At 68.2% G+C, this 13,670-nt stretch carries 10 protein-coding genes; 8 read left to right on the plus strand and 2 right to left on the minus strand.

The window, feature by feature from the left end; translation table 11 throughout:
* The first annotated feature begins 24 nt into the window (after positions 1–24).
* Positions 25–1,005, plus strand: a complete 981-nt coding sequence (locus ASC67_RS16930; RefSeq protein WP_056324124.1) for an MDR family oxidoreductase — start codon at positions 25–27, stop codon at positions 1,003–1,005.
* Positions 1,006–1,015: 10 nt separating this feature from the next.
* On the opposite strand, the gene ASC67_RS16935 is transcribed toward ASC67_RS16930, so the two are convergent.
* A complete protein-coding gene (locus ASC67_RS16935; RefSeq protein WP_056324129.1) occupies positions 1,016–2,644 on the minus strand; it encodes a 4-hydroxyphenylacetate 3-hydroxylase family protein in 1,629 nt (542 codons plus the stop codon).
* 77 nt (positions 2,645–2,721) lie between these two features.
* Between ASC67_RS16935 and ASC67_RS16940 the strand changes: the two genes are divergently transcribed.
* The 4 genes from ASC67_RS16940 to ASC67_RS16950 all read left to right on the plus strand — a co-directional run.
* Positions 2,722–3,396, plus strand: coding sequence for a TetR/AcrR family transcriptional regulator (locus ASC67_RS16940; RefSeq protein ID WP_056324135.1), 675 nt, complete (start codon positions 2,722–2,724; stop codon positions 3,394–3,396).
* Entirely contained in the window at positions 3,393–3,956 is a 564-nt protein-coding gene (locus tag ASC67_RS16945) for an isochorismatase family protein (protein ID WP_056324139.1), read from the plus strand. The genes ASC67_RS16940 and ASC67_RS16945 overlap by 4 nt, the downstream gene beginning before the upstream one ends.
* Positions 3,957–3,997: 41 nt before the next feature.
* A partial coding sequence (locus ASC67_RS21305; RefSeq protein WP_404932889.1) for an acetyl-coenzyme A synthetase N-terminal domain-containing protein occupies positions 3,998–4,130 on the plus strand: 133 nt, incomplete at its 3' end.
* 69 nt (positions 4,131–4,199) lie between these two features.
* The coding region (locus ASC67_RS16950) for a propionate--CoA ligase (protein ID WP_255353694.1) at positions 4,200–6,101 on the plus strand (1,902 nt) is incomplete at its 3' end.
* A 172-nt stretch (positions 6,102–6,273) separates the two neighbouring features.
* Here ASC67_RS16950 and ASC67_RS16955 read toward each other — a convergent pair.
* Complete coding sequence (locus tag ASC67_RS16955; protein WP_056324142.1) at positions 6,274–8,271, minus strand: sigma-54-dependent Fis family transcriptional regulator; 1,998 nt, start codon at positions 8,269–8,271, stop codon at positions 6,274–6,276.
* A gap of 908 nt (positions 8,272–9,179) precedes the next feature.
* Here ASC67_RS16955 and ASC67_RS16960 point away from each other — a divergent pair.
* The 3 genes from ASC67_RS16960 to ASC67_RS16970 form a co-directional block, all read left to right on the plus strand.
* On the plus strand, positions 9,180–11,198 hold the full coding sequence (locus ASC67_RS16960) for an RND family transporter (protein ID WP_235566369.1): 2,019 nt from the start codon (positions 9,180–9,182) through the stop codon (positions 11,196–11,198).
* A 266-nt stretch (positions 11,199–11,464) separates the two neighbouring features.
* Positions 11,465–12,730, plus strand: a complete 1,266-nt coding sequence (locus tag ASC67_RS16965) for a DUF1329 domain-containing protein (protein WP_235566370.1) — start codon at positions 11,465–11,467, stop codon at positions 12,728–12,730.
* A 2-nt stretch (positions 12,731–12,732) separates the two neighbouring features.
* Positions 12,733–13,670: YCF48-related protein (locus ASC67_RS16970; RefSeq protein WP_056324152.1), on the plus strand; the 938-nt coding region annotated here is incomplete at its 3' end.

The raw sequence follows: 13,670 nt of genomic DNA on the forward strand, positions 1-13,670 counted from the left end.
TTCACTCACCAGGAGACGACAGACATGTTCAAGGCTTTGGTGCTCGACAAGAGCGAGGGTTTCCGCGCCGAGGTGCGCGAGGTCGACGACAGCTTCCTGCCGGAAGGTGACGTCACGGTGGCGATCGACTACTCCACCCTCAACTACAAGGACGGCCTGGCGATCACCAACCGTCTGCCGGTCGTGCGCAACTGGCCGATGGTCGCCGGCATCGACGGCTCCGGCACCGTGGTCGAGAGCACCCACCCGGACTGGAAGGCCGGTGACCGTGTGGTGCTGAACGGCTTCGGCGTCGCCGAGGTCCACAAGGGCTGCCTGGCGGGCAAGGCGCGGCTCAAGGGCGATTGGCTGGTGCGCCTGCCCGATGCCTTCACGCCCCGGCAGGCGATGGCGATCGGCACGGCCGGCTACACCGCGATGCTGAGCGTGCTGGCGCTCGAGCGCTACGGCATCAAGGCCGGCGATGGCGAGGTGCTGGTGACCGGCGCGACCGGTGGCGTCGGCTCGGTTGCGGTGGCGCTGCTCCACAAGCTGGGTCATCGTGTCGTCGCGGCCACCGGCAAGTCCAGCGAGGCGGCCTATCTGAAACAGCTCGGTGCCGAGTCGGTGATCGATCGCGCCGAGCTGAGCGCGCCCGGCAAGCCGCTGCAGACCGAACGCTGGGCCGCGGTGGTCGACGCGGTGGGCAGCCACACGCTCGTCAACGCTTGTGCGCAGACGCGCTACGGCGGTGCCGTGACCGCCTGCGGCCTGGCGCAGGGAGCCGACCTGCCGGGCACCGTGATGCCTTTCATCCTGCGCAGCGTGGCGCTGCTCGGCGTGGACAGCGTGATGGCGCCGCTGACGCTGCGCCAGCAGGCCTGGGCGCGTCTTGCGAAGGATCTGGACCCCGCGCTGCTGCAGTCGATGACCACCGAGATCGGCCTGGACGAGGCCATCGATGCCGCGGCCAAGTTGATGCGGGGCGAGGTGCGCGGCCGCATCGTGGTGCGCACGCAGGGCTGAGTGCGTACGCTCAGTCCTGCTGTCGCGTCGACGCCGGCAGCGCCACCATCACCGGCTGGCCCGGCACGGTGCAGCCGGTGTCGCAGCAGCGGCCCGGCTGGCGGTTCCGCGTGATCGCGCGCGTCTCGTCATGCAGCACGCCGCGGTCGAGCAGTCGTTCGACCAGCTCCACCTTGCTGCCCACCGGGTAGTTGCGCCAGATCTCCTGCTTCAGCGCGGCCGGCGAGCCGCCGCCGTGCAGGCTGATCACCGAATACCAGCCGCCCTGGTAGGAGGCGGTCAGGTCCTCGATGAAGCGCGCGACCTCGATGCGCTTGTCGTAGGGCACCGTCGGGTTGGCGCGCAGCACCTCGGACAGCGTGGCGGCGGTGGCCGGGTTATGGTCCTCGTCGGGGCCGGGCAGCGCGACGATCAGGCCGCCCGAGACCTCGTGCGCCAGGCGGTGCATGTCGTAGATCTGGGTCGACATCAGCAGCTTGCCGATGTTGCTGAACACCGGCTCCGGCATGAAGCTGCCGCTGTACGGATCGGCCGTGCCGTACACGCTGGCCGCCACGCCGCAGGCGAAGAAGCCCTCGGTGATCTTGATCAGCTCGACCATCGGCTCGCGCAGGTTGCTCTTCTCGCCGGGGTCGAAGCCGTTGGCCTCGCACATCAGCGCGCCGGCGCCGATCAGCAGGTCGCCGAAGCCGGCGCGCGCGGCGATGCAGCTGTGGCGATGGTGGGTGGCGTAGCTGTAGGTCAGCACGCCGCTGTGCTCCCACTCGCCGTCCTGGCCGGCGTAGAACACGCGCTCCCAAGGCACGAACACGCGGTCGAAGATCACCACCGCGGTCGCCTGGCCGTAGCGGCGCGAGAACAGCGCTGCGCCGTGCTCGAGCTTGTCGCCCGGCCGTCCGGCCGGTCGCGACACCAGCGTCATGCCCGGCGCGTCGATCGGCACAGCGCAGCAGACGGCGAAGTCGGCGTCCTCGGCGCCCATGTTGCGTCCGGGCATGACCAGCAGCTCGTGCATGTAGGGCGCGCCGGTCACGATGGCCTTGGTGCCCGAGATGACGATGCCCTTGCCGTTGCGCTCGACCACGTGCACATAGGTGTCGGGGTTGGCCTGCTGGTGCGGCCGCTTGCTGCGGTCGCCCTTGGCGTCGGTCATCGCGATGCCGAGGCTCAGGTCCTCGTCCTGCACGCGCGCCAGGTAGGCCTGGAAGCGGGCGCGGTGTTCGGTGCTGCCCTTGGCGTCGTCGAGACGTGCGCTGACCTGGGCGATGCCGTTCAGCGCATCGTGCATCAGGTAGCGCTGCGCGCAGCCCGTCTCCTGGCACAGCAGGCGCACCGCCTCGAGCTTGTTGAGCAGGTCACCGGCCGACTCGTTGACGTGCGCCATGCGGTTCACGGTGAGGCCGCGGCTCGACTGCACGGCCAGCGCCAGCGGCGCCATCGCCGGATCGCGCGCGAAGTCGTAGGTGTAGGCGAGGGCGTTGACGCCGGGCCGCAGCGACGGCGCATCGGCCACCGAGTCGACCAACTGGCCGTCGACGTAGACCGTCGGCTTGTAGCGGCGCAGCGAGTCGCGGTAGTCGGCGCCGGACATTAGGGTGGCCGGGCGGGCCGACGGGGCGATGGAGGTCGGAGCGTTCATGGTGGTGGGCCTTCGCTGGCAGGAGGAATCGAAAATTGAACAGTGTTCAAAGAATTGATCAACTGTATATTCGAGCGATGCCGAAATCAACCACCTTGCCCAGCGCCGAGCGCGGGATGCGGCAGCGCGCCGTGGCCGATGCGCGCCGCGCGCTGGTGCTGGATGCCGCACGCGCGGCCTTCTTCGAACTCGGCCTCGAGCGCGCCAGCGTGCGCGAGATCGCCCGCCGTGCCGGCTACACGGCGGGCGCGATCTACAGCTACTTCGCGAGCAAGGAGGAGATGTACGGTGCGCTGCTCGGTGAGTCGCTCGAACGCCTGAACGACGCCGTGGCCGCGGCCCGCCCGGCGACTGCGCGGCGCGGTGAGCCGGCCGAGGCGGCGGTCTTGCGCAGCGCGGCCAATGCCTTCTTCGGCTTCTACCGCGAGAACCCGCGCGACCTGGATCTCGGCTTCTACCTGTTCCAGGGCCTGCAGCCGCGCGGCCTGACGCCCGAGCTCAACGATCAGCTCAATGCCCGCCTGCGCGCGGCCCTGGCGCCCGCGCAACGCGCGCTGGCGCAACTGGGCCTGGGCGAGCGCGACGCCCTGGCCGAGGTGACCGCACTGTTCGCGCACACCGTGGGCCTGCTGCTGCTGAGCCATACCGGCCGCATCCGCATGTTCCACCAGGAATCCCAGGGGCTGTTCGATCGTTATCTCGACGCGCTGGTCGAGCGTGCCCTGGGCCGGGTGAAAGGAGCCGCCCGATGATGACGAACGCGATGTCCGCACCAGGCAGCACGCTGGTGCTGGTCGACTTCCAGCAGCGGCTGATGCCGGCCATCGCCCACGCCGACGAGGTGCTCGCGCAGGCGACGCTGCTGGCCCGGGCGGCCCGGCTGCTGGGCATCCGCACCCTCGGCACCGAGCAGAACCCGATCGGGCTGGGGCCGAGTGTCGAGAGCCTGCGTCAGTTCTGCGAAAGTAGCTTGTCGAAAATGCACTTCGACGCCTGCGCCGACGGCCTGTCGGAACTGATCCGGACGGCGGGCGGTGCGACGGCGGGCGACGTGGTGCTGGCCGGCTGCGAGGCGCATGTGTGCCTGCTGCAGACGGCGCTGGGGTTGCTGCGTGCCGGGCATGGCGTGTGGGTGGTTGCGCCGGCCTGCGGATCGCGTAAGGTCTTGGATCACGCGCTCGCGATGCAGAGGCTGCGCGAGGCGGGTGCGGGGGTCGTCAGCACCGAGATGGTCGTGTTCGAGTGGCTGCATTCGTGCCGCCATCCGCGGTTCAAGGAGGTGCTCGCGCTGCTGAAGACCCCGGCCGCCTGAGCGCCCGACAAGAAGACAGACAAAACACTGGAGACAAGCGCATGACCGACTACGCCACCTTCTACCGCCGCTCGATCGAAGACCCGGCGGGATTCTGGGCCGAGCAGGCCAAGCTGATCGACTGGCATCGCCCGTTCGATACGGTGCTCCCAGCTCGGGCGGCTCGATGGCCACNGAGTGGCTGCATTCGTGCCGCCATCCGCGGTTCAAGGAGGTGCTCGCGCTGCTGAAGACCCCGGCCGCCTGAGCGCCCGACAAGAAGACAGACAAAACACTGGAGACAAGCGCATGACCGACTACGCCACCTTCTACCGCCGCTCGATCGAAGACCCGGCGGGATTCTGGGCCGAGCAGGCCAAGCTGATCGACTGGCATCGCCCGTTCGATACGGTGCTCGACGACAGCAAGCCGCCGTTCACCCGCTGGTTCGTCGGTGGCCAGACCAACCTCTGCCACAACGCCGTCGACCGCCACGCCGCCCAGCGCCCCGACGCCAACGCCCTCATCTGGGTCTCCACCGAAGTCGAGCAGGAACGCATCTACAGCTTTGCCGAACTCCAGCGCGAAGTCGAACGCATGGCCGCCGGCCTCGTCGAACTCGGCGTCGGCCAGGGCGACCGCGTCCTCATCTACATGCCCATGATCCCCGAGGCTGCCTTCGCCATGCTCGCCTGCGTGCGCATCGGCGCCATCCACTCCGTCGTCTTCGGCGGCTTCGCCAGCGTCAGCCTCGCCAGCCGCATCGACGACGCCCAGCCCAAGCTCATCGTCAGCGCCGACGCCGGCAGCCGCGCCGGCAAGATCGTCCCCTACAAACCCCTGCTCGACGAAGCCATCCGCCTGGCCAAGCACAAGCCCCAGCACGTCCTCATGGTCGACCGCGGCCTCGCCCCCAGCCAGAGCGTCGCCGGCCGCGACATCGACTACGCCGCCCTGCGAGCGCGCCACCTCGACAGCCGCGTCCCCTGCACCTGGGTCGACGCCACCCACCCCAGCTACACCCTCTACACCAGCGGCACCACCGGCACCCCCAAGGGCGTACAGCGCGACACCGGCGGCTACGCCGTCGCGCTGGCCGCCAGCATGAAACACATCTACCTCGGCAACGCCGGCGAGACCTACTTCTCCACCAGCGACATCGGCTGGGTCGTCGGCCACAGCTACATCGTCTACGGCCCGCTCCTCGCCGGCATGGCCACCATCATGTACGAAGGCCTGCCCATCCGCCCCGACGCCGCCATCTGGTGGAGCCTGGTCGAGAAGTACAAAGTCACCGCCATGTTCAGCGCCCCCACCGCCGTGCGCGTGCTCAAGAAACAGGACCCCGCGGCGCTGAAGAAACACGACCTCAGCAGCCTGCGCGCCCTGTTCCTGGCCGGCGAGCCGCTCGACGAGCCCACCGCCCAGTGGATCGCCGACGCCCTGGGCGTGCCCATCGTCGACAACTACTGGCAGACCGAATCCGGCTGGCCCATCCTCAGCATCGCCAACGGCGTGCAGCGCCAGCCCAGCAAGTTCGGCAGCCCCGGCATCCCCACCTACGGCTACAAGGTCAAGCTCGTCGACGACGCCAGCGGCGAAGAACTGCACGGGGCCCACCAGAAGGGCGTGCTSGTCGTCGAAGGCCCGCTGCCGCCCGGCTTCATGCAGACCGTCTGGCGCGACGACGCCCGCTTCGTCGACACCTACTGGAAGAGCGTGCCCGGCCAGAGCGTCTACAGCAGCTTCGACTGGGGCATCCGGGACGAAGACGGCTACTACTACATCCTCGGGCGCACCGACGACGTCATCAACGTCGCCGGCCACCGCCTGGGCACCCGAGAGATCGAGGAAAGCGTCTCCAGCCACGCCAACGTGGCCGAGGTCGCGGTGGTCGGGGTGGCCGATCCGCTCAAGGGCCAGGTGGCCGTCGCCTTCGTGGTGCCCAAGGACGCCCGGGGGCTGGACGAGCCGGCGGCGCGGCTGAAGCTCGAGGGCGACATCATGAAGACGGTGGACCAGCAACTCGGGGCGGTGGCRCGGCCGGCGCGGGTGCACTTCGTGACGGTGCTGCCCAAGACCCGCTCGGGCAAGCTGCTGCGCCGGGCGCTGCAGGCGGTGGCCGAGGGCCGCGACCCCGGGGACCTGACCACCATCGAGGACCCCNGTGCTGCCCAAGACCCGCTCGGGCAAGCTGCTGCGCCGGGCGCTGCAGGCGGTGGCCGAGGGCCGCGACCCCGGGGACCTGACCACCATCGAGGACCCCACAGCCCTGCAGGCCATCCGGGAACTGCTCGGGAGGTGAGGCAGGCGCGGGCGCGGTGGCCCGGCCGCCGGTTCAGTGGATGTCGTCTCGCCCGAGCATCGCGCGCTCCTCGCCGCCCGCCTGGGTGAACTCGCTCTGGTCGATGTTGAGTTCGGCGAACTTGCGGTACAGCGTGGAGCGGGCAATGCCCAGCGCGCTGGCCACGTGGTTGACCTTGCGGTACTTGCGCAGCAGGCCCAGGATCAACTGGCGCTCGTAGTCGCGCACGGCGGCCAGGCCCTCGCCGGGCAGGGCGGCCAGCACCGGCTCGGCGCTGGTCTCGGGCGGGCGGGTCACTTCGGGCGGCAGGCACTCGATGCCGATCGCGCCGTCGGAGCACAGCATCGCGGCCTCGATGACATTGCGCACTTCGCGGGCGTTGCCCGGCCAGCGGTAGCGCTCGAGCGCGGCGCGGGTTTCCGGAGTGATCTGCACCGTGGGCAGGCCGTGCTTCTGGCGCATCGCGTCGACGAACTGGTCGACCAGGAGCGTCAGGTCGCAGGGGCGCTCGCGCAGCGGCTTGATGGACTTCTGGACGATCTTCAGGCGGAAGTACAGGTCCTGGCGGAAGCGGCCCTGCGCGACCAGCTGTTCCAGGTTGCGGTGCGTTGCGGCGACGATCCGGCAGCGCGCATGCTGGGTCTCGCAGGAGCCCACGCGCTGGTAGCTGCCGTCCTCGAGCACACGCAGCATCGCGGCCTGCATGGCCAGCGGCAGCTCGCCCACCTCGTCGAGGAACAGCGTGCCGCCCTTGGCGGACTCGAAGTAGCCGGCCCGGCCGCGCGGGTCGGCGCCGGAGAAGGCGCCCCTCACGTAGCCGAAGAAGGTGCTCTCCATCAGGTCTTCGCTGATCGCGCCGCAGTTGACCGCGATGTAGGGCTCGCCGCGGCGCGGGCTGCAGGCATGCAGTTGCCGCGCGAGCACCTCCTTGCCGGTGCCGGTCTCGCCGATGATGAGCACGTTGACATCGGCGGCCGCCACGCGCTCCAGCTCGGTCAGCATGCGCCGGGTGTCCGGATCGCGGGTGAGGAAATGGCCGAAGCGCTTGACCGGCTCCACCGCGTCGCGCAACGACGGCGGCGTGTTCGACGGCAGGAACACGCGGTCGTAGCTGGCGGGCTTGGCCAGCAGGATGAGGGTGCCGATGCGGGATTCGGCGTTGGGCGACGTCACTTCGAAGGTCTCGCGCACGGCGGGCGTGCCCTCGAAGCCGCCCGAAGCCCAGTTCTCGGCGATGCGCCGGCAGCGTTCGCTGGGCGTGTGGGTGACCAGGCGCCCGGCGTGGTCGAGCACCAGCATGTCGTCGAAGGGGTAGCGCCGCGCCGCCTCGCTGAAGGCGGTGACCAGGCGGCTGCGCTCGAGCTCGCGGTGCATGGTCATGCGTGCCTGGATGGAGTTCGCGACCGAGACCGTGAGGGCGAGCGCCTGTTCGCGGAAGTCCGACGCCATGGTCGTGTAGTCGATGACGCCGAGCACGGTGTGGCCGTCGGCATCGAAGATGGGCGCGGCCGAGCACGACCACGACTGCCAGCCCTCGCAGAAATGCTCGGAGGCGAACACGTGCACCGGTTGCCGTCTGGCGAGCGCCGTGCCGATGCCGTTGGTGCCGGCCGTGGCCTCGTCCCATTGCGAGCCCACGACGATGCCGGTGCGGTTGGCCGCGAACTCGCCCACGCGCGGATCGCCGCTGATGTGCAGCGCGCAGCCGGAGCGATCGATCAGGATCATGATGCCCGGCACGTCGGCGAGGAAGCGGTCCACGTCCTTCACGATCGGCACCGCGGTCTCGAGCAGCAACTGCTCGGCCTGCATGCGCAGGCGGAACTCGCTGTCGCTCAGGCGGCGGCCCATGGTCATCGCGACGTCGACGCCCAGCGCCTTGCAACGCTGCCACTCGTGCAGCAGCAGCTGCTGGTAGGTGTCGCGGCGCTCGTCGGTGTCGATCAGCCCGGCGTTGAAGCGCTCCCACAGGCTCTTGACCCCGCGGGCGTCCTTGTCGAAGCCGAGGTAGGGGCTGGCACTCGGCTTCATGACTGGCCTGCTCTCATCGCGTGAATCCCGTGCGGTGGTCAGTAGGGAAGGACTGTCGATTACACCGGTTGGCCGGCCTCTGCTCAAGCGAGATCAAACCCTGTCCGGTGTCCCAGGAATCGGACATCCGGCGGGGAGCGCCGTGTGGCGGCCGCGCCTGTCCGGAATCTCGGACACGCTGTCCGAAAGTGGGCGCGCGCGAACGCGCGGACGGCCTGCCGGAGCCTGCGAGAGCGCTGCAGCTTCAGGGTGAACCCTCGCGCCGGCAGTGCAAACGCCGTGGCCCGTGAATTGCGACTTGGGGTCCAGGTGCCGCTGCGGAATGCAGCGGTGGCTGTGCGCGCTGGCCGTCCCGGGAGCGATGGCATGCGGTTTCGAAACAACTGATGAACGGACTCCCAGGTGCCTGATGGAAAAGATTGACCTGCGACGCAAGCTGGCGCGATTTGCGCTGGGGAACAGGGTATTGATCCTGGCCGTGATGGGATTGATCACGGTGTTCTTTGCGGTCGGGCTGGTGCGGGTGGACGTGAAGACCATCTTCTCGGACCTGTTCCCGAAGAACCACCCGTTCGTGCAGGTCTACNTTGATCACGGTGTTCTTTGCGGTCGGGCTGGTGCGGGTGGACGTGAAGACCATCTTCTCGGACCTGTTCCCGAAGAACCACCCGTTCGTGCAGGTCTACAAGGACCACCCCAACTTCGGCAACCCGCTGACGGTCACGCTGATGATCAAGCGGACCGACGGCAAGGACGTGTTCCAGGCCGACACGCTCGAGAAGATCTGGCGCATCTCGCGYGACATCGACCTCACGCCCGGGGTCGACCACGACCAGATCCTCTCGATCGCCACCTCCAAGGCGCGCTACACCGTCATCACCCCCGACGGCATCTTCTCGCAGCCCATCATGGACGACGAGCTGCCCAAGACGGCAGAGCARCTCGCCGAAGTGCGCCGCCGCGTCGACGAATCGCCCGGCGCCAACACCTTCCTGGTGTCCTCCGACGGCACTGCCACCATCGTCAACGCCACCTTCATCGAGCAATCCGTCGATTACCACAAGGTCTTCGACGCCGTCCAGGCCATCGTCAAGAACGAGACCGACGGTGCGCACGAGATCCACGCCGCCGGCTTCCCCGTCATGACCGGGTGGATCTACGCCTTCGGCGACAACACCCTCGAGATCTTCGGCATCACCCTGGCGCTCATGTTCGGCGTGCTCGCCTTCCACATGCGCAACGTCGCCGGCATCCTGGTGCCCGTGCTCGTCAGCACCGTCTCGGCCATCTGGGGCTTCGGCCTCGTCGGCTGGCTCGGCCTGCCCGTCGAGCCGCTGCTCATGGTCGTGCCGCTGCTGCTCATCGCGCGCTGCTTCAGCCACTGCGTGCAAGCCACCGAACGCTACTTCGAACTCCTGCACGACGGCCACCCCAAGGAGAAGGCCGCCGAGCTCTCCCTCGTCTCCCTCGTCTACCCCGGCACCCTGGGCATCTTCACCGACGTCGCCGGCCTGCTGCTGGTGGCTCTGGCGCCCATCCCGGCCATGGAGCGCTTCGCCCTCTTCACCGGCCTGTGGGCCCTGAACCTCGTCCCCTGCAGCGTCTTCCTCACCCCCATCCTGCTCAGCCTGATGCCGCGGCCGAAGAACATCGASCACCTGCTCGGCTACGACCAGCACAGCGGCCCGGTGCAGCGCGGCATCCAGGGCGTGCTCGGCGGCTTCGCCTCCCTGTCCCAGGGCCGCAACGCCCGCTACTCCGGCATCGTCTTCATCGTCCTCGGCATCGTCGCCGTCTTCCTCATGCTGCGCGTGCAGGTCGGCAACCCCGTCGAAGGCACCAACCTGCTGCGCTACGACTCCAAGTTCAACCTCGCCGTGCGCGAGATCAACCAGCACTTCCCCGGCTCCATGACCATGGAAGTGGTGTTCGAAGGCAAGGGCAACGCCCGCATCGTGCGCCAGAGCGACACCCTCACCACGATGCGCGACCTCCAGCACTGCCTGGAGAGCAGCCCCAACCCGCCCACGGCCACCCTGTCCTTCGCCGACCTCGCGCCCGAAGCCAACCGCGTCTTCAGCGGCGGCAACCCCAAGTGGTCGCCGCTCGACAACGACGACGCCTCCGCCTCGGCCGCCGTCACCGGCCTGATGGCCGGCACCAACGCCAAGGCCTTCCTGCACGTCACCGACTTCGAGCAGAAGAACGGCACCGTCTCGCTCTGGTACTCCAACAACAAGCAGGAGACGGTGGACACCGCGCTGGTCCAGGCCAAGGCCTGCGTCGAGAAGGTCGGCCCCGAGCACCCCACCTTCACCATCCGGCTGGCCTCCGGGGCGATCGCGCTGCAGCAATCCATCAACGACACCGTGGTGCGCTACGAGAGCCGCATCCTGCTGGCGCTCAACCTCGTCATCCTGATCGGCTGCTCGTTCGCCTACCGCTCCATCGTCGCCGGGCTGCTGCTGCTGATCCCGGTGAACCTGGCCAACGCCATGCTCACCGCGTCGATGTCGCTGGCCGGCGTCGGCCTCGATGTGAACTCGCTGCCCATCCTGGCCATCGGCATCGGGGTCGGCATCGACTACGGCATCTACCTGATGACGCGCATCTGCGAGGAATACCAGGTGGCCAACAAGGACCTGGGCGTGGCGATCCGGGTGGCGCTCAAGACCTGCGGCAAGGCCATCTTCTTCACCGCCTCGCTGATGACGATCGGGCTGGCGCCGTGGTACTTCCTGTCGGAGCTCAAGTTCCTCTCCGACACCGGGCTGCTGCTGGTGATCCTGATGCTCATCAACATGGTGCTGGCRCTGGTGCTGCTGCCGCTGCTCATCTACCTGATCAAGCCCAAGTTCCTCGACAGCGACATGTCGGCTCTGTCCGAATCCCTGGAGAAGAAGCCTCAGACGGCGGTGCCTGCCTGAGCCCTGTGAGTGTGCACCCCGCGCCGGGGTCTGCGATTTGTCGACAACGAAGTAGGAGACARCCATGCATATCAGAAAGTACGACCACGACTACAGCCGCCGCTTCTTCATGGAGCAGGCCGCCAAGGGCATTGCCACGGCCGGCGTGCTGGGTCCGCTGTGGCCGATGATCGCGAACTCCGCGGACATCACCAAGGCCTACCCGGACGAGCTGCNAGGCCGCCAAGGGCATTGCCACGGCCGGCGTGCTGGGTCCGCTGTGGCCGATGATCGCGAACTCCGCGGACATCACCAAGGCCTACCCGGACGAGCTGMTGTCGATCGACGCCTGGTCCAAGGGCAAGATCAAGACCGGTGACTTCATCACCGCCGAGAACGTCGAGATCGTCAAGGAATTGCTCGACCCCGTGGCGTACCAGGAAGTCAAGACCATGGGGCGGCGCATCCGCATCGTGCCGACCACGAAGGATGTGACCCGGATGTTCCCGCACGAGTATCTGGAGGCGACGCTGCGCAACCAGGGCAAGGCCAAGTTCGACGCGGGCGGCAACATCGTGTCGCCCGACGGCAAGCCCTGGATCGGCGGCAACCCCTTCCCCGATGCGAAGACCGGTGTCGAGGTGGCCGCCAACCTCACGCTGTGCTGGGGCCGCCACGACAACTCGATCTACGCGATCCGCGACTGGGAGATCGCGCCCGACGGTTCGCAGAGCTACCAGTACGACTTCGCCTGGGTGGAGGAGAACTCGGTCGCACGTGCCCAGGCCAAGAGCTTCCCCGGGGGAGAGGACAAGCTGCGCTACCAGGCCGTGTTCTTCACCTCGCCGGTCGACGTGAAGGGCACCAGCTACCTGAGCACCTGGTACTACGACCAGCGCAAGTTCCCCGATCTCTCCGGTTACCTGCCCGCCTTCAAGCGCGTGCGCAAGTTCCCCACCAACCAGCGCTTCGAGCCGCTGGTGGCCGGGGTGAACTTCTATCTGTCCGACGCCTGGGCGTCCGGCGATCCTATGCTGACCTGGGGCAACTACAAGATCGTCGGGCGCGGCCCGATGCTCGGTGCGCAGTCGCAGACCTGGTACGGCGACCACCCGAACTGGGAGCGTCCGGTGCACGGCGGCCCGAAGGGCATCACCTTCTTCGACACCAACATGGAGCTGTGTCCCGACGTGGTGGTGTTCGAGGCCGAACCCGTGGGCTATCCGCGTGCGCCCGTCAGCAAGAAGCGGGTGTGGGTCGACACGCGGAACATGATGTTCGTGGCCTACGTCACCTACGACCGGCGCGGCGATCTCTTCAAGTCCTTCGAGCCGCAGTTCAGCCTGTACGAGAAGGGCGACAAGAAGCTGATGGACGGCAGCCACACGGCCTGGTCCTGGACGGCGGTGACCTGCCACAACATCCAGGACGGTCGCATGACGCGCTTCCTGCAGACCAAGAGCATCTCCGGCGGCGTCTCGCAGGGCTACAACGTCGAGGGCACCTTCGACAAGTACCTGACCGAGCAGGCGCTGCAACGCCTGGGGACCTGAGCATGCCCGAACGTCGGCAACACGGGCGGCCCGCCGCCCGCGCCGGCCTGCTCGCGCGGGTCGCGGCGATGGCGGTGCTGCTGGCTAGCGGATCGGTGTCGATGGCGGCACCGCCCTCCGGCAGCGCGAAGCTGATCCGCCACGGGACGGCACACGACGCGCTGTACGACGTGGCGTTCGAGGGTGAGCGCGGCATCGCCGTCGGCGCCTTCGGTCGCGTGCTCGTGACGACGGACGGTGGAACGACGTGGCAGGTTCAGCGCTTCCCGCTGAAGCACCTGGCCTTGATGGCCGTGGCGATGCGCGAAGGCAGATGCATCGCCGTCGGTCAGACCGGCATCGTCTTCACCGCAGCGGATTGCAGGAACTGGGAACTCGTGCTGCCCTTGACGAAGGCCAGATTATTTGCGGTGGCCCTCAACCGCCAGGGCGTGGCCTACGCGGTGGGCGCGTTCGGGACCATTCTCAAGTCCAGCGACTGGGGCCAGTCCTGGGCGGTGCAGACGGTCGACTGGAGCACCATCACCGAGGACGGTGCGGAGCCCCACCTGTACGACATCCACGTTGCCGACGATGGCACCGTCACCGCGGTGGGCGAATTCGAACTCGTCATGCGCACCGGCGACGGCCAGCAGTGGAAAGCCCTGCACAAGGGAGAGCGCTCCCTGTTCGGCCTGTCCGTCGTCGAAGGCGGCAAGAAGATGTACGCCACCGGCCAGAGCGGCGCGCTGCTCAGCAGCGCCGACGGCGGCGTCACCTGGGAGTCGCACAAGACCGGCACCGGCGCCATCCTGACCGGTGTGCACGCGACCGCCCAGGGCGAAGTGCTCGCCAGCGGCATCAACGCCGTGGTGCTCAGCCGCGACGGCGGGGCCTCCTGGAGCCCGCTGAACTCCAAGCTCGTGCGCAACGCCTGGTACCAGGCCCTGGCGGCCAGCGA

Origin of the sequence: Methylibium sp. Root1272 (assembly GCF_001425905.1) — a bacterium.
In the GTDB taxonomy this organism is placed as follows: domain Bacteria; phylum Pseudomonadota; class Gammaproteobacteria; order Burkholderiales; family Burkholderiaceae_C; genus Methylibium.

What these genes read in the sequence shown, in the direction of transcription:
- ASC67_RS16930 (WP_056324124.1), top strand. Translation starts at nt 25, where the DNA reads ATGTTCAAGGCTTTGGTGCTCGACAAGAGCGAGGGTTTCCGCGCCGAG.
- ASC67_RS16935 (WP_056324129.1), bottom strand. Translation starts at nt 2,644, where the DNA reads ATGAACGCTCCGACCTCCATCGCCCCGTCGGCCCGCCCGGCCACCCTA.
- ASC67_RS16940 (WP_056324135.1), top strand. Translation starts at nt 2,722, where the DNA reads ATGCCGAAATCAACCACCTTGCCCAGCGCCGAGCGCGGGATGCGGCAG.
- ASC67_RS16945 (WP_056324139.1), top strand. Translation starts at nt 3,393, where the DNA reads ATGATGACGAACGCGATGTCCGCACCAGGCAGCACGCTGGTGCTGGTC.
- ASC67_RS16955 (WP_056324142.1), bottom strand. Translation starts at nt 8,271, where the DNA reads ATGAAGCCGAGTGCCAGCCCCTACCTCGGCTTCGACAAGGACGCCCGC.